The 26,567-nt window shown below is 51.9% G+C and carries 22 protein-coding genes and 1 pseudogene; 10 read left to right on the top strand and 13 right to left on the bottom strand.

Annotated features, from left to right (window positions below; all coding sequences use genetic code 11):
* The first annotated feature begins 355 nt into the window (after window positions 1-355).
* The 7 genes from rimP (at window position 356) to pnp (ending at window position 9,085) form a co-directional block, all read left to right on the top strand.
* Window positions 356-811, top strand: a complete 456-nt coding sequence (gene rimP, locus ACTF5Z_RS05355) for a ribosome maturation factor RimP (RefSeq protein WP_438984788.1) — start codon at window positions 356-358, stop codon at window positions 809-811.
* Between the two features lie 24 nt (window positions 812-835).
* The gene (gene nusA / locus ACTF5Z_RS05350; protein ID WP_438984787.1) at window positions 836-2,326 is read left to right on the top strand and encodes a transcription termination factor NusA; all 1,491 of its coding nucleotides are present in this window, start codon (window positions 836-838) and stop codon (window positions 2,324-2,326) included.
* Between the two features lie 50 nt (window positions 2,327-2,376).
* Complete coding sequence (gene infB / locus ACTF5Z_RS05345) at window positions 2,377-5,097, top strand: translation initiation factor IF-2 (RefSeq protein WP_438984786.1); 2,721 nt, start codon at window positions 2,377-2,379, stop codon at window positions 5,095-5,097.
* Between the two features lie 9 nt (window positions 5,098-5,106).
* Window positions 5,107-5,505 (top strand): 30S ribosome-binding factor RbfA, encoded by a 399-nt coding sequence (gene rbfA, locus ACTF5Z_RS05340; protein WP_009576204.1) that lies wholly within the window; start codon window positions 5,107-5,109, stop codon window positions 5,503-5,505.
* A gap of 3 nt (window positions 5,506-5,508) precedes the next feature.
* Window positions 5,509-6,426 (top strand): tRNA pseudouridine(55) synthase TruB, encoded by a 918-nt coding sequence (gene truB / locus ACTF5Z_RS05335; RefSeq protein WP_438984785.1) that lies wholly within the window; start codon window positions 5,509-5,511, stop codon window positions 6,424-6,426.
* 88 nt (window positions 6,427-6,514) lie between these two features.
* On the top strand, window positions 6,515-6,784 hold the full coding sequence (gene rpsO, locus ACTF5Z_RS05330) for a 30S ribosomal protein S15 (protein WP_009576201.1): 270 nt from the start codon (window positions 6,515-6,517) through the stop codon (window positions 6,782-6,784).
* 60 nt (window positions 6,785-6,844) lie between these two features.
* Entirely contained in the window at window positions 6,845-9,085 is a 2,241-nt protein-coding gene (gene pnp, locus ACTF5Z_RS05325; protein WP_438984784.1) for a polyribonucleotide nucleotidyltransferase, read from the top strand.
* Window positions 9,086-9,135: 50 nt separating this feature from the next.
* Here pnp and acs read toward each other — a convergent pair whose 3' ends face one another.
* The 11 genes from acs to dksA all read right to left on the bottom strand — a co-directional run bounded on the left by acs (window position 9,136) and on the right by dksA (window position 21,696).
* Window positions 9,136-11,070: an acetate--CoA ligase gene (acs, locus tag ACTF5Z_RS05320; protein ID WP_438984783.1), complete on the bottom strand. Its 1,935-nt coding sequence runs from the start codon at window positions 11,068-11,070 to the stop codon at window positions 9,136-9,138.
* 102 nt (window positions 11,071-11,172) lie between these two features.
* The gene (panC, locus tag ACTF5Z_RS05315; RefSeq protein ID WP_438984782.1) at window positions 11,173-12,027 is read right to left on the bottom strand and encodes a pantoate--beta-alanine ligase; all 855 of its coding nucleotides are present in this window, start codon (window positions 12,025-12,027) and stop codon (window positions 11,173-11,175) included.
* 127 nt (window positions 12,028-12,154) lie between these two features.
* Window positions 12,155-12,946 carry a 3-methyl-2-oxobutanoate hydroxymethyltransferase gene (panB, locus tag ACTF5Z_RS05310; protein ID WP_438984781.1) on the bottom strand — a complete coding sequence of 264 codons (792 nt, stop codon included), beginning with the start codon at window positions 12,944-12,946 and terminating at the stop codon, window positions 12,155-12,157.
* A 5-nt stretch (window positions 12,947-12,951) separates the two neighbouring features.
* On the bottom strand, window positions 12,952-13,626 hold the full coding sequence (locus ACTF5Z_RS05305) for a deoxynucleoside kinase (protein ID WP_438984780.1): 675 nt from the start codon (window positions 13,624-13,626) through the stop codon (window positions 12,952-12,954).
* Complete coding sequence (folK, locus tag ACTF5Z_RS05300; protein ID WP_438984779.1) at window positions 13,623-14,147, bottom strand: 2-amino-4-hydroxy-6-hydroxymethyldihydropteridine diphosphokinase; 525 nt, start codon at window positions 14,145-14,147, stop codon at window positions 13,623-13,625. Before folK ends, ACTF5Z_RS05305 begins: the two co-directional genes overlap by 4 nt.
* Window positions 14,144-15,418 (bottom strand): polynucleotide adenylyltransferase PcnB, encoded by a 1,275-nt coding sequence (pcnB, locus tag ACTF5Z_RS05295; RefSeq protein ID WP_438984778.1) that lies wholly within the window; start codon window positions 15,416-15,418, stop codon window positions 14,144-14,146. The genes folK and pcnB overlap by 4 nt, the downstream gene beginning before the upstream one ends.
* Before the next feature lie 312 nt (window positions 15,419-15,730).
* Window positions 15,731-17,164 carry a sigma-54-dependent transcriptional regulator gene (locus ACTF5Z_RS05290; RefSeq protein WP_438984777.1) on the bottom strand — a complete coding sequence of 478 codons (1,434 nt, stop codon included), beginning with the start codon at window positions 17,162-17,164 and terminating at the stop codon, window positions 15,731-15,733.
* A 56-nt stretch (window positions 17,165-17,220) separates the two neighbouring features.
* Window positions 17,221-20,181 (bottom strand): ATP-binding protein, encoded by a 2,961-nt coding sequence (locus ACTF5Z_RS05285; RefSeq protein ID WP_438984776.1) that lies wholly within the window; start codon window positions 20,179-20,181, stop codon window positions 17,221-17,223.
* Window positions 20,171-20,347: a hypothetical protein gene (locus tag ACTF5Z_RS05280; protein WP_438984775.1), complete on the bottom strand. Its 177-nt coding sequence runs from the start codon at window positions 20,345-20,347 to the stop codon at window positions 20,171-20,173. Before ACTF5Z_RS05280 ends, ACTF5Z_RS05285 begins: the two co-directional genes overlap by 11 nt.
* 146 nt (window positions 20,348-20,493) lie before the next feature.
* The gene (gene gluQRS / locus ACTF5Z_RS05275) at window positions 20,494-21,258 is read right to left on the bottom strand and encodes a tRNA glutamyl-Q(34) synthetase GluQRS (RefSeq protein WP_438984774.1); all 765 of its coding nucleotides are present in this window, start codon (window positions 21,256-21,258) and stop codon (window positions 20,494-20,496) included.
* A 6-nt stretch (window positions 21,259-21,264) separates the two neighbouring features.
* Window positions 21,265-21,696 (bottom strand): RNA polymerase-binding protein DksA, encoded by a 432-nt coding sequence (dksA, locus tag ACTF5Z_RS05270; RefSeq protein ID WP_423849910.1) that lies wholly within the window; start codon window positions 21,694-21,696, stop codon window positions 21,265-21,267.
* Window positions 21,697-21,851: 155 nt separating this feature from the next.
* Between dksA and ACTF5Z_RS05265 the strand changes: the two genes are divergently transcribed.
* Window positions 21,852-22,586 carry a M15 family metallopeptidase gene (locus tag ACTF5Z_RS05265; RefSeq protein ID WP_438984773.1) on the top strand — a complete coding sequence of 245 codons (735 nt, stop codon included), beginning with the start codon at window positions 21,852-21,854 and terminating at the stop codon, window positions 22,584-22,586.
* Window positions 22,587-22,588: 2 nt separating this feature from the next.
* On the opposite strand, the gene ppa is transcribed toward ACTF5Z_RS05265, so the two are convergent.
* Together ppa and ACTF5Z_RS05255 are read right to left on the bottom strand one after the other, a co-directional pair.
* Complete coding sequence (ppa, locus tag ACTF5Z_RS05260; RefSeq protein ID WP_423849908.1) at window positions 22,589-23,128, bottom strand: inorganic diphosphatase; 540 nt, start codon at window positions 23,126-23,128, stop codon at window positions 22,589-22,591.
* An 87-nt stretch (window positions 23,129-23,215) separates the two neighbouring features.
* Window positions 23,216-24,478: a 6-phosphofructokinase gene (locus ACTF5Z_RS05255; protein ID WP_423849907.1), complete on the bottom strand. Its 1,263-nt coding sequence runs from the start codon at window positions 24,476-24,478 to the stop codon at window positions 23,216-23,218.
* A 150-nt stretch (window positions 24,479-24,628) separates the two neighbouring features.
* On the opposite strand from ACTF5Z_RS05255, the gene mpl reads away from it, so the two are divergent.
* Together mpl and ACTF5Z_RS05245 are read left to right on the top strand one after the other, a co-directional pair.
* Window positions 24,629-25,987: a UDP-N-acetylmuramate:L-alanyl-gamma-D-glutamyl-meso-diaminopimelate ligase gene (gene mpl / locus ACTF5Z_RS05250; RefSeq protein WP_438984772.1), complete on the top strand. Its 1,359-nt coding sequence runs from the start codon at window positions 24,629-24,631 to the stop codon at window positions 25,985-25,987.
* Window positions 25,980-26,567, top strand: a pseudogene (locus ACTF5Z_RS05245) (RND family transporter); the annotation flags it as partial. The gene mpl and the pseudogene ACTF5Z_RS05245, both read left to right, overlap by 8 nt.

Here is a 26,567-nt window from a genome sequence, read left to right as displayed (position 1 = left end):
TCGATTATCATTTAACGTCGCGTTAGTAATCGATACTCGCACTCGGCATGCCGCGATTGGGTTCGGATGATGTGGATATGTTTGCTGACTATTGGTATTTTTTTACTGAAACTCGATTATCTTCTGCGCGCTTCGTTGAAGGCGGCGCTGTTTGTGCGTATACTTGCGCGCAGTTGTGTGGCCTCTCTTATTTTGGGTGTAGCGCAAAGCGTGTGTGAGCCGTAAGTAAGAAGGAGTGTGCAGCGTTTGGCATTCAGTGCGAATGCAGACATAGTTTGCGCGCCCTTAGGGAGTGCAAGTTTTAAGAGGCCCCTATTTGGGGTTTTTTTGTATCTAGCGATTGATGGGTGGTCGAGTGACCAAAAAAGAAGCGGAATTAGCTGATTTGCTGCGAGCAACGGTAGAGGCCATGGGGTTTGCGCTCTGGGGTCTGGAGTTTCGAGCGCAAGGAAAAAACAGTTTGCTGCGGATTTACATCGATCGTGAAGCAGGTGTGCAGGTCGATGACTGTGCTCAGGTCAGTCGTCAGATTAGCGGTATTTTGGATGTTGAAGACCCCATCGCGGGCGAGTACAGCCTCGAGGTGTCATCACCCGGTATTGATCGTTTTTTGTTCTCGATAGAGCAATGTCAGCAATATGTGGGTGAGTGGTTGGAAGTAAAATTACGAGTACCCTTCGAAGGTCGCAAGAATTTTAACGGCACCCTAGTAGGAATTGAAGATCAAGACGTCGTGGTCCGTATAGACGACGATGAATATGTGTTGCCTTTCGACAGTATCGACAAGGCGAAGGTAAAACCCCGACTTTAGGGGCGAGTGAAAACGAGGCTCTCAATGACAAAAGAAATCTTGCTGGTAGCAGAAGCGGTATCGAACGAGAAAGGTGTGTCTGAAGATATTATTTTCGAGGCAATCGAATTGGCCTTGGCCACCGCAACGAAGAAGCGCTACGACGAGGATTCTGATATTCACGTCACCATCGATCGCAAAACGGGCGACTACGTGACCGTTCGCCGTTGGTTGGTTGTGCCCGATGACGAGCTGGCCTTGTTAGGCACTCAGTTGACCACCGAGGAGGCGATCGAAAAAGACGTGTCTTTGGTACCAGGCGATGTGTTTGAAGAAACCATCGACAACGTAGGCTTCGGTCGCATTGCGGCGCAAACAGCCAAGCAGGTCATTGTGCAGCGAGTGCGCGAAGCCGAGCGTGCGCAAATCGTTGATCAGTATCGCGGCCGCGTTGGCGAATTGGTGGCGGGTAGCGTCAAGAAGGTCACCCGCGACAATATCATTGTCGATTTGGGTAACAACGCCGAAGGGCTTTTGCCTCGGGGGAATTTAGTGGGTCGTGAGACGTTCCGAGTGAACGATCGCTTGCGTGCAATTCTGACTGAAATTAGCACTGAGATCCGCGGCCCTCAGCTAATCTTAAGCCGTTCCTGCCCTGAGATGCTGATCGAGTTGTTCCGCATTGAAGTGCCAGAAATCGCCGAAGGCGTTATCCAAATTCGTGCGGCGGCGCGAGATCCTGGTTCGCGGGCAAAAATTGCGGTCAAGACCAACGATCAGCGCATCGACCCAGTGGGTGCCTGTGTTGGTATGCGAGGCTCCCGTGTACAAGCCGTATCTAATGAGCTCGATAACGAGCGTGTAGACATCATTTTATGGGACGACAACCCAGCTCAGTTAGTGATTAATGCGATGTCGCCAGCGGAAGTTGAATCGATTGTTGTGGATGAAGACACGCACACGATGGATGTCGCGGTCTCGGAAGATAATCTAGCGCAAGCTATTGGCCGTAGCGGTCAGAATGTGCGTTTGGCATCTGAATTGACGGGCTGGATGATTAACGTCATGAGCACCGAAGAAGCGCAAGAAAAACAGGAAGCGGAGGTTGGACAAGTACTGCAGTTATTCGTCGAGCGATTGGATGTTGACGAAGACGTGGCTGAGGTGCTGGTCGAAGAGGGTTTTACCACGCTAGAAGAAGTCGCTTACGTGCCGCTTGAAGAAATGATGGCCATTGAAGGTTTTGATGAAGAAATTTCAGAAGAGCTTCGCGCGCGTGCAAAAGATGCTCTCCTGACGATGGCAATTGCTTCGGAGGAGCAGCTAGGCGCCAATGAGCCTGCTGATGATCTACTAAACATGGAAGGCATGGATCGTCATTTAGCTTTTATATTGGCAAGTCGAGGCATTGTGACGATGGAAGATCTAGCCGAGCAAGGCGTTGATGATCTGATGGAAATTCCAGAGATGGATGAAGAGCGAGCCGGGTCGTTGATTATGACCGCTCGTGCTCCTTGGTTCGCGGAGGAAGCCTAAGTTTTAGAACAGGCAACCCACCACGAATTAAGAGAGAAGGAGAGTAAAGAATGGCACAAGTCACTGTAGAGCAATTAGCGAAAGTCGTCGGAGCATCTGCTGAGCGATTGCTGGGGCAAATGAAAGAGGCAGGACTGCCTCATACCAAGGCCTCACAGGAAGTTTCCGACGAAGACAAGCAAACTTTGCTTCAGTTTTTGAAGCGCAGTCACGGTGAGCCTGATGCGGCGCCGCGTAAAATCACGCTAAAGCGTAAGACCTTAAGCACTCTGAAGACCAGCGGTTCAGGCGGCCGTAAAACCGTGAACGTTGAGGTGCGTAAGAAGCGAACCTACGTAAAGCGTGAGGAGCTCGAGCCCGAGGTTGAAGCGAATGTAACTGCGTCAGAGCTTGTTGAAGAACCGGTTGTACAAGCGGTTGAACAAGAGGTGGTCGAGCCCGTGGTAGAGGTGGTCGCCGAGGAGGTGGTGCCTGAGCCCGAAGTCGTTGAAGAGTCGGTTGTACAGGACGTTGCGCCTGAGCCTGAGCCTGAGCCTGAGCCTGAGGTAGTTACCGAGCCCGCCGTCGAACTGGCGCCAGAGCCAGAAGTCGAGGACTTTGACCCTGAAGTGCTACGCCAGCGAGCCGCATTGCGTCGTAAGCAAGAAGAAGAGGCCCGCGAGAACGCCATCCGCGAGAAAAAAGCAGCGGAAGAGACTGCGCGTCAAGAGAAAGAAGCAAAAGCGAAAACGGCGGCCGAGGCTGAGAAACAAGCAGCTGCGAAAAAAGAGGGCGATAAAGCGCGTCCTAAGCGTTTGCATGAGGCCGCGGCGCCCGTCGAGAAAGACGATTCGCCACGCAAAAAAGGTGCTCGGCTTAACAAAGATTCGATCGGTGGGCGTGGTAAGAAACGTCATATGTCGCTGTCGGATATCGATGCCGCGGAAGACGGATTTATGCGTCGCCGTGGCGGTCGCAAAAAGTCACGCTCAGGCGGCGATAATCAGCATGGTTTTGAGTTGCCCACCGAAAAAATCATTTACGATGTCGAACTCAGTGACCTGATTTCTGCCGGCGCCTTGGCCAGCCAGATGTCGGTCAAAGCGGGTGTCGTGATTAAAGAGTTAATGAAACTCGGCGTTATGGCGACGATCAATCAGATGATCGATCAGGATACGGCGACCCTCGTGGTGGAAGAGCTGGGTCACCGTGTGAAATTTGTGAGTGCCGACGCTCTGGAAGAAAAACTCGAAGAGACCTTATCTCAGCACGAAGGAACGCCAGAACCGCGTGCACCCGTCGTGACCGTGATGGGTCACGTAGACCATGGTAAGACCTCTTTGTTGGACTACATTCGTAAGTCTGGTGTGGCGGCAGGTGAGGCCGGTGGTATTACTCAGCACATCGGTGCCTATCACGTAGAAACTGGCCACGGTATGATCAGTTTCTTGGATACGCCTGGACACGCTGCCTTTACAGCCATGCGTGCTCGCGGCGCGAAAAGTACCGATATCGTTATTCTTGTTGTTGCAGCCGATGACGGTGTCATGCCACAAACGGAAGAGGCGGTAGCTCACGCGCGGGCGGCAAACGTACCGTTGATTGTTGCAGTCAACAAAATCGATAAAGAAGGCGCGGACCCTGACCGCGTGAAAAATGAGCTGTCAGCGAAGGATGTTATCCCCGAAGAATGGGGTGGTGACACGCAGTTCATCAACGTGTCTGCGCACACTGGCGAAGGTATCGAGGATCTATTAGACGCAGTTCTGCTGCAGGCTGAGTTACTTGAGCTCCAAGCGCCCAGAGATGTTCCTGCGCGGGGTATCGTCATTGAGTCGCGTCTAGATCGCGGCCGTGGACCTGTTGCTTCGTTATTAGTGCAAAGCGGCACCTTGCGTCGCGGCGACATCATTTTGGCGGGGCTCCAGTACGGTCGCGTTCGTGCCATGTTGGATGAAAACGGCGCGCCTATTGAAGAGGCCGGCCCGAGTATTCCGGTCGAGATTCTGGGTTTGGACGGAACGCCTGATGCGGGTGATCAGTTTGCTGTTGTAGAGAATGAAAAACGCGCGCGTGAATTGGCGGATTTCCGTCAAGACAAGAATCGTGAAACGCGATTACAGCGTCAGCAGGCAGCGAAACTAGACAACATGTTCGAGAGCATGACCGCGGGCGAGAAGAGAATTCTTAACGTTATTGTTAAAGCCGACGTGCGTGGCTCGCTCGAGGCTATTCAGTCGTCGTTACTGGATCTTGGTAACTCTGAAGTTCAGGTAAATATTGTGTCGGGTGGGGTCGGTGGTATCACCGAGACTGATGTCACCTTGGCTATGACCAGTGATGCGGTAATGTTTGGCTTTAACGTTCGTGCCGATAATGCGGCTAAACGTCTGGTCGAGGCGGAAGGCGTGGATTTGCGTTACTACAATGTCATTTACGACTTGTTAGACGACGTCAAACAAGCTTTGACCGGTATGTTAGCGCCAGAGCTGCGTGAAGAAATTGTGGGTATCGCCGAGGTGCGCGATGTGTTCAAGTCGCCCAAGTTTGGTCTGATTGCTGGTTGTGTGGTCACCGACGGCACGGTGTATCGCTCTAAGCCTATTCGTGTATTGCGCGACAACGTTGTAATTTACGAAGGCGAGCTCGAGTCACTGCGTCGCTTTAAAGACGATGCCAGTGAGGTGAAGAGTGGTACAGAGTGTGGTATCGGCGTTAAGAACTACACCGACGTTCGTGTTGGCGACTTGATCGAAGTCTTCGACGTGAAAGAAGTGGCTCGGTCTTTGTAATAGCGACTTATGGCAAAAGAGTACAGTCGAACAGAACGGGTTGGCGATATGCTCCAGCGAGAGCTCGCCAGCCTCATTCAAACCGAGATGCGTGATCCGCGTGTGGCAATGGTGAATATCACCGGTGCTCAGGTGAGCCGTGACTTGAGTCATGCGCGCGTGTTTTTTACTGTGCTCGATGCCGATACTGCCGAGAGCGCAAAACCAACCACCGAGGTGTTGAACAAAGCGTCGGGCTTTTTGCGTGCGCAAATAGCAAAAGACTCTACTATGCGTACTGTGCCGAGTTTGCGCTTTGTCTTTGACGAAAGTGTTGGTCGTGGTCGCCACCTAGAAGGCTTAATTCGTCGCGCTAAAGAGGCGGATCAAGCTATGTTGGGTGCTAATAGTGAGCCTGGCGAGGAGTAAGGCTTGGCCCGTCGCAAACGTGGGTGTCGCATAGACGGCATTCTCATTCTAGATAAACCCCAAGGATACAGCTCTAACGGTGCTCTGCAGCAGTGCCGTCGAGCGCTCGATGCCCAAAAAGCCGGTCATACAGGTGCGTTAGACCCTCTCGCGACGGGCGTCTTACCTGTTTGTTTCGGTGAGGCTACCAAGTTTAGTCAGTATTTACTGGACGCAGAAAAGGCCTACCTTGCGACGATCTGCTTTGGCGAGACCCGTACCACCGGTGATGCCGAGGGTGAGGTAGTTGAGACCTCCAACGCGTCTCATCTGACGGCCGAGTCGGTAGAACAGGCAATGCAGGGTTTTAAGGGTGCTATTAAGCAAGTGCCACCGATGTACTCTGCGCTGAAAAAAGACGGTCAGCCACTATACAAATTAGCGCGTCAAGGTATCGAGATAGAGCGCGAAGCTCGTGACGTGGTCATCGAAGCCTTTGATATGCTCGATTTTATCCCCGACGAACGAGCGTTCTGTCAGGTGTTTGTTCGTTGCAGTAAGGGGACCTATATTCGGTCTTTGGCAGAAGATTTAGGCGCCTCGCTTGGTGTGGGCGCACATTTGACCGCATTGCGTCGCACCGAGGCGGGTCCCTTTGACTTGAGCGATGCTATGACGCTAGAGCAGGTGCAATCCGCTGGGCAAGACTTGGTCGCAAGGCTTTTACCCATAGATGCCGGACTGCAGTATTTGACGCGCCTGACTTTGGGTGAGCAAGAAATCGAAAAACTGCTACAAGGGCAGCGTGTAAACGTGCTAAATGACGCAAATTCTGGTATTGTGCGCGTCGCACGTGCGTCCGGGGAATTTGTCGGGCTCGCAAAGGCGTCAGAGGACGGCGAGATCGCGCCTCTGAGAATGATCGCTACCCACGAGGGCTAGCGGGAACCTATCTGTAAATCTGCGCGGGTAGGCTCTTTTTTAAATGGCGGACATTCCGCTTGGGCAGATTGTAAAAAGGAAGATGAAAATGGCATTAAGTGCAGAACAAAAAGCAGCGATTGTTAAAGATTATCAAACAAGCGAAGGTGACACCGGTTCTCCTGAAGTACAAGTGGCCTTGTTAACTGCAAATATCCAGCAGTTACAATCACACTTCAAAGAGCACAACCACGACCACCATTCGCGTCGCGGTTTGATTCGTATGGTGAATCAGCGCCGTAATTTGTTGGACTACTTAAAGCGTAAAGATACGACGCGCTATAGCACACTGATTAAGCGACTCGGGTTGCGTCGTTAAACCGAGTAAGTTACCGGGGCATAAGGCCCCGGTTTCTTTTAGAAAGATTGGAGAAATTGAGTGAATCCTATTGTAAAAACCTTCCAGTATGGCGGCCAAACGGTCACCCTGGAAACTGGCCGAATTGCCCGCCAGGCAACCGGCGCAGTACTAGTTACTGTTGAAAACACGACTGTTCTTGTCACTGTCGTAGCGGCAAAAAGTCAAAAACCTGGCCAAGATTTTTTCCCTTTGTCTGTCCACTACCAAGAAAAATCCTACGCAGTTGGCAAAATTCCCGGCGGTTTCTTCAAGCGTGAAGGTCGTCCAAGTGAAAAAGAAACTCTTACCTCACGTTTGATCGATCGTCCTATCCGTCCGCTGTTCGCAGATGGCTTCATGAACGAAGTCCAAGTGATGTGTACTGTCATGGCGGCTGATGATCATATTGACCCTGATATTCCTGCGATGATTGGTACTTCGGCAGCGCTAGCGATTTCAGGTGTGCCTTTTAATGGTCCTATCGGTGCGGCTCGAGTTGGCTTCAACGCCCAAGAAGGCTACTTACTAAACCCAGATTACAACGCACTTAAAGGCAGTGACCTGGACATGGTCGTCGCTGGTACCAAAGACGCGGTGTTGATGGTTGAGTCGGAAGCGAAAGAGTTAACTGAAGATCAAATGTTGGGTGCGGTATTGTTCGCCCACCAAGAAATGCAAACCGTCATTGCTGCCATTAACGAATTGGTGGCGGAAGCTGGCAAGCCCAAGTGGGATTGGCAGGCTCCTGCCGTTAACGAGGCGTTGCTTGAAGCTGTTCGTGCGCAAGCTGGTGCAGATTTGGGTGCGGCCTACCGCATCACCGAAAAAGCTGAGCGTTATGCCCGCGTTGACGAAATCCGTAAAGCCTGTGTTGAAGCTCTAGCAGTCGAAGACGGTCCAAGTGCAGACGACGTTAAGGATGTGTTCAAAAGCGTCGAGAAAGCTCTGGTACGCCAACGTATCTTGGCGGGCGAGCCCCGCATTGATGGCCGTGACGGTAAGACGGTTCGTCAAATTGCCTGTTCAGTCGATTTGTTACCCCGTGTACATGGCTCGGCTCTGTTCACTCGTGGCGAAACGCAGGCCATTGGTGCGGTTACCTTAGGTTCTACCCGCGATGCGCAGATTATTGACGCATTAGAAGGCGAGCGTAAAGATGCGTTTATGCTGCACTACAACTTCCCTCCTTACTCGGTTGGTGAAGCAGGTCGTGTTGGCGCAACGGGTCGTCGTGAAATCGGCCACGGTCGTTTGGCTCGTCGCGGCTTAGCTGCTGTGTTACCAAACCAAGACGAATTTCCATATACCATTCGTGTCGTCTCAGAAATTACCGAATCGAACGGTTCGTCTTCGATGGCATCGGTATGCGTTGGTTCGCTTGCGATGATGGCCGCTGGCGTACCTTTGAAGGCACCTGTTGCTGGTATTGCTATGGGTCTGGTGAAAGAAGGGAATCAGTTTGCCGTATTGACCGATATCTTGGGTGACGAAGATCACTTGGGTGACATGGACTTTAAGGTCGCTGGTACCGCTGCAGGTGTAACTGCACTGCAAATGGACATCAAGATCGAAGGCATTAACGAGCAGATTATGGAAATCGCGCTCGAGCAAGCCTTGCACGCACGTTTGCACATCTTAGGTCAGATGAACTCTGTGATCAGCACTGCTCGCGAAGTGACTTCTGCTGATGCGCCAAGCATGGTCACTTTGAAAGTCGATTCCGATAAGATCCGTGACATCATTGGTAAAGGTGGTGTAACCATCCGCGCTATTACCGAAGAATCGGGTGCGACGGTTGATATCGACGACGACGGCACCGTTAAGATCTTTGGTCAGAACCAAGCCGCTCGTGATCGCGCGGTTGAAATGGTGATGGAAATCACGGCGGAAGCCGAGGTTGGCCAGGTCTACGAAGGTACGGTTGCGCGCATCGTTGATTTCGGTGCTTTTGTAACGATCCTGCCCGGCAAAGATGGTCTGGTTCACATCTCGCAAATCGCTAACCAGCGTGTTGAAAAGGTCACCGACTTCTTGGAAGAAGGTCAGACGGTACGCGTAAAAGTGTTGGATGTTGATCAACGCGGCCGCATTAAGCTGTCGATCAAAGAGTTGCTAGAAGACGAAGCGGAAACCGCGGAAGAAGAAGCAAGCGACGCGCCAGCTGAGGTTGTTGAAGCAAGCACTGCAGAAGAGACTGTTGCAGTAGACTCGACTGAGGAAGCGCCTGCAGAGGTTGACGAAACACCTGCGACTGACGAATCAGAAGAGCCCAAAGCGTAAAAAAACAGATCCTAGGGTCGGTATTCAAGAACTACGCGACGCCAGCGAGCTCAGGTTTGCGGGCGTTCCTGTATTAGGTTCTCGACAACGCTAGGGTCTGCCAAGGTGCTGGTGTCACCCAATGAGTCGAGTTCGTTTTCGGCAATCTTGCGTAAAATACGGCGCATAATTTTGCCCGAGCGTGTTTTGGGGAGTGCTGGCGCCCACTGAATGATATCGGGCTTAGCAATCGGACCAATTTCGGCGACACACAGATCAATAAGCTCTTTAAAGAGCGCATCACTTTTTTCTACACCCGCCATTGGTGTGACATAGGCATAAATGCCCTGGCCTTTAATATCGTGCGGAAAGCCGACGACAGCGGCCTCGGCAATGCCTTCATGCAGCACCAGTGCGCTTTCGACTTCGGCAGTACCCATGCGATGCCCCGAAACATTCAGTACATCGTCAACACGGCCGGTAATCCAATAGTAGCCATCGGCATCGCGCATTGCGCCATCACCCGTAAAGTAATAGCCCTTGTAAGTACTGAAATAGGTGTCAATAAGACGCTGGTGGTCACCGTATACACTGCGAATTTGACTCGGCCAAGAGCGCTTAACTACGAGGTAGCCGGCGCCTTCGCCTTCGATTTCAGAGCCGTCTTCATTCAGCAGCGCTAGCTCCACGCCAAAAAACGGAAATGACGCTGAGCCCGGCTTTAAGGCATGTGCCCCAGGTAAGGGTGTAATCATGTGTGCACCCGTTTCGGTTTGCCACCAAGTGTCGACAATCGGGCAGCGGCTGTCGCCCACGACTTTGTAATACCATTCCCAAGCCTCGGGATTGATGGGTTCACCTACGGTGCCTAGCAAACGTAGGCTGGCGCGAGAGGTGCGTTTGACCGGTTCATCGCCTTGCACGTGAAGGGCGCGAATCGCAGTGGGTGCGGTATAAAAAATCGAGACATTGTGTTTGTCGATGACTTCCCAGCAGCGGCTTGCGTCGGGATAGGTTGGCACACCTTCAAACATCAACGAGGTGGCGCCGTTGGCCAGAGGGCCATAGACAATATAACTGTGGCCGGTCACCCAGCCAACATCGGCGGTGCACCAAAATACTTCGCCGTCGCGGTAGTCAAACACATATTTAAAGGTTGCGGCTGCTTGCAGTAAATAGCCGGCACTGGTGTGCAGCACGCCTTTGGGTTTGCCGGTAGAACCTGAGGTATACAAGATAAACAAAGGGTCTTCCGCTGCGACACTGACGGGGGCGCAATCAGTGGATTGGCTCGCTACGAATTCCTCGTACCACACGTCACGGCCATCACTCCAATCAACGTCGCTGCCGGTGCGTTTTACGACCAGACAGGTGTGCACGTCGGGGCAGGCGGCTAGTGCCTTGTCGACGTTGGCTTTTAGCGGAACACGTTTTCCGCCGCGCAATCCCTCGTCCGCGGTAATAACGGTTCGGCAATCTGAGTCGAGAATGCGGTCTTTTAAGGCCTCGGGTGAAAAGCCGCCAAAGACCACTGAGTGCACCGCACCGATACGGGCACACGCGAGCATAGCGTAGGCGGCTTGTGGGATCATGGGCATGTAAATACAGACGCGATCGCCTTTAGTCACACCTCGAGCGGTCAGTGCGTTCGCCAGTTGCGACACTTCGTCTTTTAGTTTCGCGTAGGTGATGTGCTGACTTTCGCCAGGGTCGTCGCCTTCCCATAAAAGCGCAGTCTGATTAGCGCGCTCCGGAAGATGGCGGTCGATGCAGTTAACGCTGATATTTAATGAGGCACCACTAAACCACTCGGCTTCGCCTTTCGGGAAATCATAGCGGCACACAGTGTTCCATGAGGTATCCCAGCTTAGAAATTCCTGTGCCAAATTGCCGAAAAAGATTTCTGGTTCGTCGATCGACTGGCGGTACATTTGCTCGTAGCGCTCGGGAGTAATATGAGCGTCTTTGAATGACTCGGGAACGGGGTAGACATGATGTTCAGACATACTGCGATCTCGTCGTTTTAATTAGAGACCACAGATAATACCGAGTGTGACGCGCGGCGCAAGCAGACTAAGGTCGAATGTCTGTGTTTGATGTGCGAGGTCTTATTTTGGCGGTGCGAGACGCGTGTTGTCGATTAATCGGGTAGCGCCTAACCGTGCGGCTGCAAGAATCGCGATCTCTTTCGTCTGCTCGGTCACTTCGGCCAGTGTGCTCGAGTCTCGAATGGCGAAGTAGTCAGGTTTAAATCCTGCGGCTTCTAGGCGTTTGTTAGCGCTCGCTTCAAGATCCGCAAAATCAGTACTGCCGGATAGAATGGCCTCTTTGCAGGCTTGTATGGTCTTGTTCAGTTCAGGCGCTATCGGGCGCTCTTCGGCAGTCAGGTAACCATTGCGCGAGCTTAAAGCTAGGCCATCAATGGCTCGGCCCGTCGGGACGCCGATAATTTCTATTGGCATACACAGATCATCCACCATTTTGCGGATGATCGATAGCTGCTGAAAATCTTTTTCGCCGAATACCGCAATATCGGGCTGCACCATGTTAAAGAGTTTGGTAACAACTGTAGTGACGCCATCAAAGTGTCCGGGCCTACTGGCGCCGCACAGAGTTTCGGATAGCAGTGGGACGCTAACCTGTGTCTGAGTCGTCATGCCTCTTGGATACATCTCGGCTACACTGGGCACAAAAACAACATCGTTCCCTTGTGTCTCGAGCTGCTGTGAGTCGGCATCGAGTGTTCTCGGATAGTTGTCCAGGTCTTCGCCAGCGCCAAATTGGAGAGGATTCACAAAAATACTGGTCACAACAAAATCACTGAGCTCTTTTGCCTTAGCCACCAAACTCAAGTGACCCTCGTGCAAATTACCCATCGTTGGGACAAAGCCTATTTTTTGCCCGGCCAAGCGTTGCTGTTTGATAGCGTTTTGCAGTGCTTTGATTGAGGTCAGTGTTTGCATTATCGAAACCTTGAGATGCTTTGCGGGGCATTTTGAGGACGCAGAGTATGCCGCAGCCTAAGGCATGAAACAATGGATTGAGACAAGAAAATGACGCGAAGCAGCACGGGGCTGCGTCGTCTTTAGGCTAGTGGTAGCAGTGCTCAGCGCCGGGAAAGTTGCCGTTTTTAACAGCATCGACAAAGGCTTTGAGTGCACCTTGTACTGTGCTTTGCCCTTCCATGAAGTTGGCCACAAATTTGGCAGGGCGCGGATTCAAACCCAGCAAGTCGTGCATGACTAAGACTTGCGCGTCGGTGCCCGGACCTGCCCCTATACCTATAACAGGAATATCCAACTTATTGGTGATGTCGGTGGCCAGTTCTTCGGGCACGCACTCCAGTACCAGCAAGCCCGCGCCCGCATCTTGAATTTCAACCGCGTCGGCCAAAATGGATTTGGCTTCTTTGGGCGTGCGCCCTTGTACGCGGTATCCGCCAAAGGCGTTAACGTACTGTGGCGTCAAACCAAGGTGTGCGCATACCGGAATACCGCGCTCAACCAGCTGGCTGATGCTATCACTTAGCCAGGTTCCGCCTTCGAGTTTTACCATTTGCGCACCCGCTTGCATTAACTTGGCTGCGTTTTTTAAGGTATCTTTTGGGGTGGCATAAGACATGAAAGGCATGTCTGCAATGATGAGCGAGTTGGGCTCTCCTCGCGCTACGCACTCGGTGTGGTAGACCATAGCCTCGATAGTGACGGGTACGGTACTGTCGTGGCCTTGTAATACATTACCCAAAGAGTCGCCGACCAGTATGCTCTCGGCACCGGCTTCGCTGACCAGGCGAGCAAAGGTCGCATCGTAGGCGGTGATACAGACAAATTTATCGCCGTCCGCCTTCATCTGGTCCAATTTGCTGATGGTAAATTTAGCCATATGCTCTACCCAAAAAATGTTGGATTAAAGTAATGCCGCCCGCTGCGGATATCAAGGAAGTAGTTTACCAAATTGTGGTAGTCCGCGTCGGACGAAGCTAGGTCAATATCACTCGCATTAACGATTAGCAGTGGAGAGTCGTCGTAGTATAAGAAAAACTCGCTGTAGGCTTGGTTTAGTTTGTTCAGATAGTCGGCGCTGATGCGTCGTTCAGAACTAATACCGCGGCGCTCGATACGGCTTAATAGCACATCGGTCGGTGCTTGCAGATATATCACGAGGTCGGGTCGGGGGACATCTACCGTCATTTGTTGGTAGACCTTGTCGTACAGCTCGTACTCTTCGCTGTTTAAGGTCAGTCGGGCAAAGAGAGGGTCTTTTTGTAGCATGAAGTCCGCAACGTGCAGCGGCGCAAAAATATCGCTTTGACGCAGAGCTTGAATGGCCTGTGTTCGCTGAAATAAAAAAGATAACTGCGTTGCCAGGGCATGTTGGCGCATATCTTCGTAAAACTTTGTCAAAAAAGGGTTCGCAGCAGGGTCTTCAAGGATTGTTTGATACTGGAAGGTCTGTGCTAACCGCCGTGCCAGCGTGGTTTTGCCCACTCCAATAACACCTTCAATGGCAATAAAAGGCGGCAGTGATCGGCCTCGCAACAGAGAAGATAATTCGTCTGTCATATCTTATTTGACTCCACGATGTCTGCGCCGTTCCACTGATGATGGGTTAATTGAATTTGCTGCGTGTGTTGCAAGGCAGCCCACTCGTACAGCGTCTTATCATTGATGCTGATCGTATCTGCTTCGGGCAACTCTAACAATGGCGCGAGAACAAATAAACGCTCGGTGAGACGGGGATGGGGCACCTGTAGACTCGTGGTATCACTGACTTCATGGGGTGAATACAACAGGTCAATATCCAGTGTTCGAGGCCCCCAGCGCTCGTTGCGAACCCGCTGGTTGCTGTGCTCTATCGCTTGGCAGTCATTCAGGAGTTGCTCTAGTGTCCCCGAATAACTTACCAGTGCGGCCAAGTTAAAATAATCGTCCTGGTCCGGTCCGCCTACAGGTTTAGTTCGATAGATGCCAGAGACCGCGATGAGCGATGCATTTGTCAGATTTTGCAGCGCTTGGAGGCCTGTTGCCAAATATTGTACCGGACGGCCTAGATTGCTACCCAAGCCTAAATAGACCAAGATCATGGCTTTGGACGACGCCTCGGTCTTGGACGGCGGCGCTTTCTTGGCTCGTCTTGATGCTGCTGTTGCCGATGCGACTCGAGTTCTGGGTGCTCAACTTGAAATTGTGTCCACCAGTCAACAACGGCACCCACATCTTGGCCGGCTTGCGCTCTTAGACTCAGAAAATCGTAGGCTGCGCGGAAACGTTTTTGTTGCGCGAACTCGAGCGGCTTGCGGTGTCTACGCCGATCCATACGCATCTGTAAGTCCCAAATTTCCCGCATCATCGTGGTAAATCGTTTGGGTATAGCGATACGTTCGATGGCACCTAAAATAACGTCTTGCCCCACGCTTTGCATCGCTGGAATTGGTGCTTCACCGCGTGCCAGAGCTAGCTCGAGCCCTTGCTCTACCGCCGGCCATAAAATAGCCGCTAGTAAAAAGGCGGGTGTTACGGGTTGGCCTGAATTGATGCGTTGATCGGTATTGCCCATGGCGGCCAAAAGCATAGGACGGTAGTAGACCTTTGCATCGATATATTGTGCTGAGTCGGGAAACAGCTCTTGCCACACCGGAGTCTGCAGTAGAATCTCGCTAAACGGTTTGGCGTGCCCTGCCATGAAACCTTTTAAAAATTCGTCGAAGAGGCGCGCCGCGGGTATCTGTGCCAACAAAGGCGCGCAGTCATTCAGTGCCTGGTTGGTAGCGGAGTCAATGTCGAATCCCAATTTTGCCTGAAAACGCAGGACTCGCAGCATGCGAACTGGATCTTCTCGGTAGCGTGTCTCAGGGTCGCCAATAATCTTTAAGCGTCGAGCGGCGATGTCCTGAAGGCCTTCGGTGTAGTCAATGACGGTGTCTTCTACCGGGTCGTAATACAAGGCATTAACGGTCAGGTCACGGCGGATCGCATCTTGCTCTAAGGTGCCAAATACATTGTCTCGCAGTAGCACGCCGCTGCGACCTTGCTTCGCTGTATTTTTGTTATCAGACTCGCTGTGGTGCCCGCGAAAAGTTGTGACTTCGATGATGTCGCGTCCCATTCGCACGTGCACAATTTGAAAGCGGCGTCCAACGATTCTCGATCCGCGGAAAAGCGCGTGAACCTGCTCGGGGGTTGCGTTAGTCGCTACATCGAAATCTTTGGGTGTTTTGCCCAGCAACAAGTCGCGAATGGCGCCACCCACGACATAGGCTTCGTAGCCCTTGTCGTTCAGGCGCAAAGCAACGCTGACCGCCGAATGGTGAAGCTTGTTGATATCAAAATTACGATCAATGATGGTCGGCATCATGAGGGCACGACGCTGTAGGTGTTGAGGTCAGGTTTGGAGAATAAGAAAATACACGGGGAAGCAAGCTTCCCCATCCAGGTCCACAGTGTCGCTATTATTATTATTGAGGCTTTATTTATTGTTCTTTTTAAGCCACTTATAAGATTGCACCAGTTGTGCCAAACTTCTAAAAAACTATTAATATCAGTCACTTAGTAAATTTCCCTTGGTTTGGCGAGGCGGTTGATTCCGAAGGTTGTTACCTTATGTGTCGTTTTTATTGCGGACGTGGTGTCGATGGGTAACGTTTCCTTAGGGTGGGCGTAATTTGCCCTAGTCTTTTTGCGTGCTAACACGCTTATCACTACTCGCTTTTGCGCGAGGTATACCAAAACGCTGACGACGTTCCCATAAGCATTTACGGCTTACACCCAGCTTTTGCGCAAGCTCGGTCTCGCTCATCGTGTCTTGGTGCTCAAGTACAAAGCGCTGAAAGTAATCCTCAAGCGATAAATCTTCCGGTGGATCTTGTGCGATGGCTCGTATCGACGTTTTGTTATTCGACCCAGGGGATGTTGAACTGCTGCGCAAGCGGCTGACATTGACAAGCTCTAAGTCAATGCCCAGCAAATCGTTGTCGATTTCTTCACCATCTGCCAGCACGACGGAGCGCTCGATAGCATGTTCTAGCTCGCGCACGTTACCGGGCCATTGATAGGTCGTGATGGCCTGAATGGCTTTAGGCGATAACGATTTTATGGGTTTGCCCAGCTTTTCACAGTAGTGCTGCAGCATATGCTCGGCTAAATGCAGAATATCTTTACCTCGATCACGCAAGGGCGGCAGCATGACACGCAAGACGTTAATACGGTAAAACAAATCCTGGCGGAACTTGCCCTCGCGGGATAAGCGCTCGAGGTTTCGGTGAGTCGCACAGATGAGACGCACATCAACTTTGCGTGACTGCACAGCGCCAATCCGTCGGATTTCGCCTTCTTGAATAAATCGTAACAGGCGCGCTTGTGCTTCCATGGGTAGCTCGCCAATCTCGTCCAGAAATAGTGTTCCACCATCGGCGGCTTCGATGAGTCCAACGCGATTTGCACTTGCGCCCGTAAAGGCACCTTTGTCGTAGCCGAAGAGTTCGGATTCGATCAGGGTCTCGGGAATCGCTGCGCAGTTAACAGAAATCATGGGTTGGGCGGCACGATGGCTTTGTTCGTGTATGCTGCGAGCCACCATTTCCTTGCCGGTGCCGGTTTCCCCCAGAATGAGCACGGTTGAGGTAGTCGGAGCCATCTTGGCGATATCGTCGCACAAATTTTGCATCGCTTCGCAATCGCCAATAAAGCCTTCCATGCGCGTCGTCGTCTGCCCCAAATGTTGAGGGCTTTTTTTGTGTTTGGTGTTTGCCTCGGCATTGTCTTTTAGGATGCGTTCAACCGCGTTGATCATATCGCCGTGGTCAAAGGGCTTGGCGATATAGTCAACCGCGCCCATGCGCATTGAATCCACTGCGGATTTCAGGCTGGCGTAACTGGTCATGATAAGCACAGGTACAGCGCCGGCTTTTTTGATCAGCGTTGTGCCTGCCGCGCCCGGTAGGCGTAAATCGCTAATGATAAGGTCAAAGCTTTGCAGGTCGAAGCTGGTTTCGGCCTCTTGCACCGAGCCTGCCTCACTGACGTCGTAATCGTTGCGCTCTAACAATCGCTTGAGCGCTGAACGGATCACTGATTCATCTTCGACGATCAGTAATTTAGTCATAAACCTGCCTCAGTAAATGCATTGAATCCTTGATTGTAATACCGCTGACGAATACCTCAAGCGTCATTATAACGCCCTTCGTTCAAAGTAAGTAAAAAACGTGTGCCAGAGGACTCTTCAGGAGAGCATGTTGAGCGGACATCAACTTCTCCCTCCATTTCTTCCATCATGGTGAACACCAGTGCCAAACCAAGTCCGGTGCCTGCACCGGGGTCTTTGGTTGTAAAGAAGGGTTCAAAAATTCGCTCTATCTCATGCTCGGGAATGCCCACGCCGTCATCCTCGACCATAATTTCTACGCGGCCATTCTTTTTGATTCGGGCGCTTGTTGTAATTTTGCCATCGATGTCGCAGGCGTCACGAGCGTTGGAATATAAATTAATAAAAATTTGTAAAAGTTTTTGCGGATCCGCAATGACCAATATCTCGCGATCACATTCGTTAATAAACGACACGTGCTTCGTGCCTGGGTCAAGTAACAGTAGATTGGCGGCTTCGTCAGCACAATCTGCGACATTACAAGGTGCCAAACGGTTGTCACTGCTCACATCACCTGCGTGCGAGAAGCGCACAAGTGATTCGACAATTCGGCCGATGCGCTGAGTTTGTTTCAAGATATCGCTGGCCGTCTCGTCAATTTCGGCTTTCGATTCAGCATACGCCAAGTTTTGGGCTAAGCAGGCGATACCTGTTACTGGGTTACCCACCTCGTGTGCGACCCCAGCGGCTAAGCGTCCGATCGAGGCTAGACGTTCGTTGTGCATGAGTTCGTGTTCTAGTTGCACGTACTCGGTAATATCCTCTACTACCATTACGCGGTCGCGAGCGGTAAGGGCGTTATCCAATATCGGTGACTTGTGTAAACTTACCCAGCGCGATTGCTTGTTGGGCATTTGCACTTTTTGGCGCACGACCTGGTCGGTGTCCTGGGCGCTGAACTGGGTCAGAATTCGTCCCCAGGGCTCACTCACTTCGGTGATTAAAGAGCCTAATACATCGTCTGCTGGGATGCGGGTGATAAACTCCATGCTCTCGTTCCACATGAGTATCTCGCCGTCGCTGCCTAAGGAGCACACTCCAATTGGTAGCGTGTTCAGTGTTTCTCGGTAGTGGTGTCTCAGGTTGTTAAGATCAGCGGCCAGACCGGTAAATTGAAGCTGAGCGCGATCTAGTTGTAACTCGATCAGGTTGATGTCTTCGCTGCCATCATCAGCGGCGGCGGAGTAGGGCAAATAGCGGCTGACCATAGAGTGTGCCACCGAGGGGCCAAGCAAGCCTGAGAGATTAGCTTCAAGGCGGGCACGCAATCGCCGCAGCGCATAAGGTCGCGACTCGTCTTGTTCGAATTGCAGCTCTCGCATAGCGCGATTAACTTCTGCTCGGGCCGTGTCCTCACCCAATCCCGCGGCTAGGTTCACGATAAATTCTTCGGCACTACGTAAATTTAAAGACTGTCTGGCAGGGCGGTTTAAGTCGTCCATCGAGCAAATTTCGGCTGCGATTTTCTCTTCGCGGGTGGTGGGCAAAATCATGGATAATGATAAAAAAATCAAAATGTTCACCGCCAAGGACACAGTGGTAGTGATAGTTGTATCTAAGCCTGTTGATTCAAACCAATCGGGATCGACAACGGACTGTCCTAAAATCAGAGGCGCAAGCAGTAATAAGCCCCAGATAAATAAGCCGGCGCTTAATCCACCAAGCAAGCCAATGCGGTTGGCGCTAGGCCAGTAGAGTGAGGCGATTACGCCCGGTAAAAATTGTGCGGTACCCACAAAAGCGATGAGCCCCAGCTGCGCGAGGGTCTCACGGTGGGAAATCACTAAAAATGAGGCAAAGCCCGCGAGTATCAGTAGGGCGATTAAAAGGCGTCGAATCCAGATCAACTGCCGGTAAATGCCATGTTCCGTGTCCATGGGGATAATACTTAAAGGCAGTACAAGGTGCTTGAGGCACATATTTGACAGGGCCAAGGTCGACACAATTAAGGTGGCGCTAGCAGCGGACAAGGTTGCAATAAAAGATAGCATAAGAATTGCGGGAGATTGCGACTGAATACCTATTCCCAGCGCGGCGTACTCGGGTGCCAAAGGCTGGCTTGTGGCCAAGCTGGCCCAGGCAATGGGTAACACAGGAAGGCTTAGCGCCAACAAAAATAGAGGCAAGGCCCACGAGGCAGTGCGTAATTCCTCGACCTTTGGGTTTTCCGCAAAGATCATATGAAAAATATGTGGCATGCACACAGTGCTCGCGAAGAACAGCATAAGAGCGGTGCGAGTAGAGGCATCGGTATCTGCTCGAATGGAGGGTACCAATATCTCTCGGTTGGCCGCGAACCAAGCGTCAAAAGCCCCGTAGTCGCCAAAAACCTGCCAAACGATAAAAACGGCTACCAGCCAAAAGGCCAGCAACTTCATGATGGATTCGAAGGCTATCGCTGTCACCAAGCCTGTATTTCTGCTTTTTGATAGGGGATTACGAGTGCCAAATAAAATGGCGAAAATAATAACGATCAAGCAAAACAAAAAAGCCAATCCGTCGTGTCGCTCGGACTCGAGGGTAACGTCAGGGGCGCCCGAGGCAACAATATGAATACTGTCGGCGACGGCTTGAATTTGGAGCGCGAAAAAGGGTAGCAAGGCCAAACACATGGCGATGGTAATGCCGGCACCGACAAATTCGCTGCGGAATCGAAAGGTGAGTAAATCCGCTAGCGAGCTCAGCTGATAAATACGGCACAAGCGCAGCACCGGAAATAAAATTAAGGCGCTTGCCATAAAGGCAAGAGTCGCGCCTAAAAAATACGTGAGAGCACCATAGCCTTCCCAGTGCGCCAGCTCTACCGCGCCATTGGTAGCCATAGCTCCAGCGAATACCCCCAGCGATAAGATATATACAGCAGGGTGTTCGGTGATGCGTTTTGAAATCCACCCTTTTTCGGCAGCGTGAGCGACCCCAAATAACAAGGTCAGATAGCCAACAATTGCGACAAGCGCCTGGCCCAAACTAAAGCTCATCAGAAGACCTTTCAAGTTGCAGCAGATAACTCACGATGACGAGCGCCGCCGCGAATACGTGAGGGCGATACCAAGCTGCATCGGTTTCGAACAGCCAGTTCGATAGCGATGGGAAAAATAGAAACAGCAGGCCAAAAATTAAGAAAAGGCCCCGGGTACCTTGCATGCATTAAGTCCGCAAAAGCTTAAGTTTATGACACTTTGGACCTATTGTAACCGAGGCGGCGGAAGGTGCCAGTTTTGTAGGGCGCATTCAAGCAGCGCTACGGGGCAGCTTGGCGTCTTACACGAGCTTGGATATAAGCTCAGGTGCTACATTGCTCGCTGCAAATTCGAGAGCGCCCGGGTGCTATCGAGCCCCTCGGCGCCAGTTTGTTTGCTGAGTTTCTTACCCTCATCGGTTAGGACAACAGGGATATGCGCATAGCTTGGCGCCGTTTGATCCAGAAGTTGGTATAGCGCTATTTGTCGATGCGTTTCGTGCAGCAGGTCGTCGCCCCGAACAATATCTGTGATATTGGCGTGGATGTCATCGACCACTACAGCGAGTAGGTACGCCGGCAAATCGTCGCGACGCCAGATAATGGCATTGTCAAAGGTGCGTTTGGGTGCAGTGATCGCGCCGTTAATTCGATCGACAAAATCTAAATTCGTCGTGGGGAGAGTCACGCGCAGATTATTCCCTTGTGCTGCCAGGTCGCGCTGCTTGCAGTCACTAATGCAGCGGCCTAATGAGTCTTGTTGGCGTCGGGGGCATTGACAATAAAAAGCATGGCCGGTGTTCAGTAGCTTGTGACAGACGGCACGGTATCGATCCCAGTTGTTGTGTTGCCAGATCGTGGTATGGCTACTTTCCAAGCCGTGCGCTGCAAGGCAGTCCAGTATGCCAAGGGCCGCACCCTCGACTTCTCTGGGTGGGTCGATATCTTCCAGACGTAAAAGCCAGTCACCTTGGTGGTGCATGGCATCCAAATAACTCGCTAGCGCAGTAGTCAGCGACCCCAGATGAAGAGGGCCAGTTGGTGAGGGCGCAAACCGACCCCGGTAGCGAGCTACAGGTGGGGTCGTTTTCGTCACGGGCGTTTAGCCTCGCTCTTGCTTCTCTTTGATTTCAGCCAGCGTTTTGCAGTCAATGCACAACTCGGCCGTGGGGCGGGCTTCGAGACGCTTAATGCCGATCTCCACACCACAGGCATCGCAGAAGCCGTAATCGTCCTGCTCGATTCGCTCGATGGTCTGATCGATCTTGCGAATCAACTTGCGTTCGCGGTCGCGAGTACGCAGTTCAAGACTGAATTCCTCTTCTTGCGTTGCACGATCCGCGGGATCGGGGAAATTGGCCGCTTCATCTTTCATGTGTGATACCGTGCGGTCGACTTCCTGCATCAATTCAGAACGCCAGTTCTGCAGCATCGCCTTAAAGTGGGCGCGTTGCTCGTCACTCATATACTCTTCGCCTTTTTTGGGCGCGTACGGAGTGAAGTTTTTAAAGTTTGTGTCGTTACTTGGAGCCATGTTCAGAGTCCACATAGTTCAATTAAAAACTGTCGTTTCGCTAGGACTGGGACCGGTACCACGAAGCCCCCGACTGAGCGGGCGCTGAAACTACCAGATAAATGCCAAATGAGCTAGTATTTGATGAGGTTTTTGCGGCGAATAGGCCAGAATTTGTGAAAAACAGTGGGTTAAATTCGTTTTCCGCCGAGACGGCTCTGATTTTTGGACTGTCGCAAGAGCATGTTATTGCGCGTGATGAGGTGCAACTGCAGCTCGACGCCCTAAATGCGCTCGACGGTTTAATCGCTGACGCCGCTCAATCAGGCTTGGATTTGGCTGTGGCCAGCAGCTATCGCTCGTTCGAGCGACAAGCCCTTATTTTTAACGGTAAGCTTCGCGGTGAGCGCGCTGTATTAGACGACAACGATCTCGTCTTAGATCGAGACCAATACAGCGACACTGAATGGCTCCAAGCCATCTTACGGTTTTCGGCACTACCCGGCACTTCACGGCATCACTGGGGTACCGATCTCGACGTGTTTGATCGCTCGTCTTTGCGTGGCGATTTGCAGCTTACGGTAAGCGAGTCGCAGACTCTTTTTGCTGATCTGCACCTTTGGCTGGATGAGCGTATGGCAAAAGATAAAAGCTATGGTTTTTTTAGGCCATATGCCGTTGACCGTGGAGGTGTCTCCCCCGAACCCTGGCACCTAAGTTATGCACCTTTAGCGACCGTATACGAAAACGCGCTGGTGCCAAATTTGTGGCGAGAGGTGTTAGCTGAGTTGGGCGATGTGCTTGATGACCTCAGTGTGATTGATCGTCATCTTGAAAAGATCTTTGAGCGGTTTGTGGCAGTGCCGAAGGGGTGGTGCCCCGACCATTATCGATCGGGGCTGACAAGCTAGGCTTAGTGACGCTCTTCTTCGTCGAACTTTGCAACTGCTTGGACAATGGCATCGCGAGCGTCTTGCGCCGTACCCCAGCCATCAACTTTTACCCACTTGCCAGATTCTAAATCTTTGTAGTGCTCAAAAAAGTGTTTGATCTGGTTGATCAAAAGCGGCGGCAAATCGGTCACTTCTTTGACATCTTTATAGACGGGTGTGAGCTTGTCTACAGGGACAGCGATCAGTTTCGCGTCGTGGCCTGCTTCGTCGCTCATTTGCAGAATGCCCACGGGGCGACAGCGAATGACGCTACCGGGTACAACGGCATGAGGAGTCTGTACCAATACGTCTAGTGGGTCACCGTCATCCGCCAGCGTGTTGGGGATATAGCCGTAGTTACAAGGGTAAAACATGGCTGCTGACATAAAACGATCAACCATGATCGCGCCACTGTCATGATCGACTTCGTATTTTACCGGGTCGCTGTGTGCGGGAATCTCGATGATGACATTGACATCATCAGGGATATTTTTTCCTGGCGGAATTAGGCTTAGGCTCATCTCGTAGTTCCTTGTTGGATATCGGGCTAGTTTTAGCGCGCGAAGTTTAGCAAAAAGGCGGTCTTTTGGCACGGCCTGCGTATGTGGTTAATTCACATCAAAGGTGCGCCCGGTTTTGGGTGCCACTAGGTGCCCCCTGATGCGCGTATAGCTGGGCAGGCCATTTTGGTAGGGCGGGTAACTCTCGCCGGCAATGAGGGGCTGTAAATACTCCCGAGCAGCTTGGGTAATTCCAAAGCCATCCGCTGAAATAAATTCTCGGGGCATAAATTTTTCGACGTTGGCCACTTGACTCAGAGGTGCCTCGGTTATGTGCCATGCATACTCAGGGCCGGGGAGGCGTGTAATCGCGGGCATCACCGAATTTTTGCCCGCTAAGGCATACTCTACTGCGGCTTTGCCTACGGCGTAGGCTTGCTCGACGTCAACGGCTGAGGCGATATGACGCGCTGAACGCTGCAAGTAGTCCGCTACCGCCCAGTGATGTTTGTAGCCCAGTTTTGATTTGATCAGTTCGGCAAGGGTAGGGGCCAGGCCTCCCAACTGTTTGTGTCCAAAGACATCGATGGTACCTGAGTCTGCCAGAAAGTTGCCGTTAGCGTAACGGGCCCCTTCGGAAGCGACAATTACGCAGTAGCCACACTGCTTCACACTGGCGTCTACCTTTGCCAAGAAGGCTTCCTCGTCGAAGGCGACTTCTGGAAACAAAATAATATGCGGCGGCTCGTCGCTCGAATTTCCAGCCAAGCCGCCCGCGGCAGCAATCCAGCCTGCGTGACGCCCCATGGTTTCCAGAATGAAAATTTTAGTGGAGGAGGCGCACATTGATACGATATCGAGCGAGGCTTCCATGGTGGCAATGGCAATGTATTTGGCAACCGACCCAAAGCCGGGGCAGTTGTCGGTAATAGGCAGGTCGTTGTCTACCGTCTTTGGAATATGGACCGCGTGGATCGGGTAGCCCATGTGTTGACTTAATTCTGAGACTTTTAAACACGTGTCAGCGGAGTCGCCGCCGCCGTTGTAAAAGAAATACCCAATGTTGTGGGCCTTAAAGACCTCGATTAGACGCTCATATTCGGCGCGGTTATCCTGAAGGCTTTTTAATTTATATCGGCATGACCCAAAGGCGCCACCTGGTGTGTGTTTTAAGGCGGCGATGGTTTCAGAGGACTCCAACGAAGTATCGATTAGCTCTTCCTTCAACGCGCCAATAATGCCGTTTTTACCCGCGAACACTGTCCCTATTTGATCACTGTGGGAGCGTGCGGTTTCGATAACGCCGCAGGCCGAGGCATTAATAACAGCTGTTACTCCACCGGACTGCGCGTAGAAAGCATTTTTGAGCATTGACGATCCCCTGAGTTTGATGGCGCGTATGATACCGTGTTTGCCGATGGGTTAAACCGCGTAATTTGGTGGAGTCGACTTTTTTACAATGTCTCTGCGGCCACGCCAGTTACCGTGATAAACTGCGCCCCTACAAGCGGGAGTTTTGGCGTGAGCAAACATATCCACATTCTTGGTATCTGCGGCACTTTCATGGGTGGTTTGGCGCTCATTGCTCGACAAATGGGTTATCAGGTATCGGGTAGCGATGCCAATGTTTATCCGCCGATGAGCACGCAGCTGCAAGCGTCCGGCATCGCTTTGCACGAGGGCTACGACGAATCCATTCTTGAGCTCAAGCCCGATTTAGTGATCGTTGGCAATGCCATGAGCCGCGGTCTGCCGATTATTGAAGCTTTGCTCAACAGCAATATCCCCTACACCTCGGGGCCCCAGTGGTTGGGTGATCATTTGCTCAGAGATCGCTGGGTGTTAGCTGTTTCAGGTACGCACGGTAAAACCACCACCTCGAGTTTGCTGGCTTGGATGCTCGAAGAGGCTGGCTTGCAACCGGGCTTTTTAATTGGTGGGGTCACGGCAAACTTCGGCGTGTCGGCGCGCTTGGGACAAGCCCCATTTTTTGTCATTGAAGCCGATGAATACGACACGGCTTTCTTTGATAAACGCTCTAAGTTTTTACACTACCATCCGCGCACCTTAATTTTAAATAATCTGGAATTTGATCACGCCGATATCTTTGATTCGCTTGGGGACATTCAGACACAGTTTCATCACTTGCTCAGAGTGGTGCCCAGCTTAGGTCAGGTGATCTACCCAGCCGGCGTGCCGGCTGTTGATGACGTGCTCTCGCGCGGGTTGTGGGCTCAGCCAGAGACCTTTGGAGTCAATGCGCCCGCGCAATGGCAGTATGTGTGGCGCCACCAGGCCCGCGGTGACTTCAGTATTAAGCATGCCGGCAGCGAGTGGGAGGGCAGAACACCGCTCAGTGGCGACTACAATCTCAGTAACGCCCTAGCAGCTATCATTGCCGCTCGTCATGTGGGGGTGAGTCCTGAACATTCGATTGCGGCATTAGCAACCTTCAAGAACACCAAGCGTCGACAAGAACTCATTGCCGATATCGGGGGTATCAAGGTAATCGATGATTTTGCGCACCATCCGACGGCTATTCGATTGACCTTGGAAGGTTTGAAAGCCACTCATCAGAACTCGCGCTTGATGCTCGTTATTGAACCTAGATCCAACACCATGCGTATGGGTGTTCATGCGAATACCTTGGCGGATGCAACCAGTATCGCTGACCAGTGCTATTGGCTGCGAGCCAAAAATATGGGATTTGATTTATCCAGTGATTTAGTCGGTGGGCAGGTGTTTGACGATGTCGACCTGCTGGTGGCCAAACTGGTGCCCGAACTTGCGCCCACTGATGTGGTCGTATGTATGAGTAATGGCGATTTTCAGGGTTTGAAAGACAAGCTAGTGCACGCGCTTAAGGATACCTATGAGTAACGGTGTAAACGCTACAATGAGACGGGCTTATCGGCAATGGGTGATCGACAAGCCCTGGCTGATATTGGCTTTGATTGCAGTGCTCACGGGTTGGGCGGCGAGTGTTATTCCTAGAACCACCCTGGATGCCTCAGCCGATTCTTTGCTGCTTCAGGGCGACCCCTCTTTGGCGGACTTTAGGGACGTTTCTGAGCGCTACGGTGCGGCGGAATTTTTGCTGTTGACGTGGCAGCCCGAGAGCGCGCTGCTGAGTGATGAAAGCCTGATACCACTGGCTGCAATGGCGGACGAGTTACGAGCTTTACCCGGCGTTTTGTCAGTGGTTACCGCGCTCGACGTCCCATTGGTAGAAAGCCCCAGAAAAAGCCTGAGTGATGTCTTGGGAGACGACCCCTTGCCCACACTCTCTGATCCTGCCACCGATCGGAGTCTTGCGATTGAAGAGCTAAAAAACAGCGTGATCTATTCTGAGCTGTTATCCAGTAAAGATGGCACCTTAAGCGCGGTTCAGGTGAATCTTGAGCCCTTCTCTGCTTACGATAAGGCCCTAAAGATGCGTGAGGATTTGCGCGCTTTACAG

The organism is Aequoribacter sp. (genome assembly GCF_965659035.1).
GTDB lineage: Bacteria > Pseudomonadota > Gammaproteobacteria > Pseudomonadales > Halieaceae > Aequoribacter.
This window is presented reverse-complemented; position numbering and strand designations above follow the sequence as displayed.

What these genes read in the sequence shown, in the direction of transcription:
- nusA (WP_438984787.1), top strand. Translation starts at nt 836, where the DNA reads ATGACAAAAGAAATCTTGCTGGTAGCAGAAGCGGTATCGAACGAGAAA.
- infB (WP_438984786.1), top strand. Translation starts at nt 2,377, where the DNA reads ATGGCACAAGTCACTGTAGAGCAATTAGCGAAAGTCGTCGGAGCATCT.
- rbfA (WP_009576204.1), top strand. Translation starts at nt 5,107, where the DNA reads ATGGCAAAAGAGTACAGTCGAACAGAACGGGTTGGCGATATGCTCCAG.
- rpsO (WP_009576201.1), top strand. Translation starts at nt 6,515, where the DNA reads ATGGCATTAAGTGCAGAACAAAAAGCAGCGATTGTTAAAGATTATCAA.
- acs (WP_438984783.1), bottom strand. Translation starts at nt 11,070, where the DNA reads ATGTCTGAACATCATGTCTACCCCGTTCCCGAGTCATTCAAAGACGCT.
- panC (WP_438984782.1), bottom strand. Translation starts at nt 12,027, where the DNA reads ATGCAAACACTGACCTCAATCAAAGCACTGCAAAACGCTATCAAACAG.
- panB (WP_438984781.1), bottom strand. Translation starts at nt 12,946, where the DNA reads ATGGCTAAATTTACCATCAGCAAATTGGACCAGATGAAGGCGGACGGC.
- ACTF5Z_RS05305 (WP_438984780.1), bottom strand. Translation starts at nt 13,626, where the DNA reads ATGACAGACGAATTATCTTCTCTGTTGCGAGGCCGATCACTGCCGCCT.
- folK (WP_438984779.1), bottom strand. Translation starts at nt 14,147, where the DNA reads ATGATCTTGGTCTATTTAGGCTTGGGTAGCAATCTAGGCCGTCCGGTA.
- pcnB (WP_438984778.1), bottom strand. Translation starts at nt 15,418, where the DNA reads ATGATGCCGACCATCATTGATCGTAATTTTGATATCAACAAGCTTCAC.
- ACTF5Z_RS05290 (WP_438984777.1), bottom strand. Translation starts at nt 17,164, where the DNA reads ATGACTAAATTACTGATCGTCGAAGATGAATCAGTGATCCGTTCAGCG.
- ACTF5Z_RS05285 (WP_438984776.1), bottom strand. Translation starts at nt 20,181, where the DNA reads ATGAGCTTTAGTTTGGGCCAGGCGCTTGTCGCAATTGTTGGCTATCTG.
- ACTF5Z_RS05280 (WP_438984775.1), bottom strand. Translation starts at nt 20,347, where the DNA reads ATGCAAGGTACCCGGGGCCTTTTCTTAATTTTTGGCCTGCTGTTTCTA.
- dksA (WP_423849910.1), bottom strand. Translation starts at nt 21,696, where the DNA reads ATGGCTCCAAGTAACGACACAAACTTTAAAAACTTCACTCCGTACGCG.
- ppa (WP_423849908.1), bottom strand. Translation starts at nt 23,128, where the DNA reads ATGAGCCTAAGCCTAATTCCGCCAGGAAAAAATATCCCTGATGATGTC.
- ACTF5Z_RS05255 (WP_423849907.1), bottom strand. Translation starts at nt 24,478, where the DNA reads ATGCTCAAAAATGCTTTCTACGCGCAGTCCGGTGGAGTAACAGCTGTT.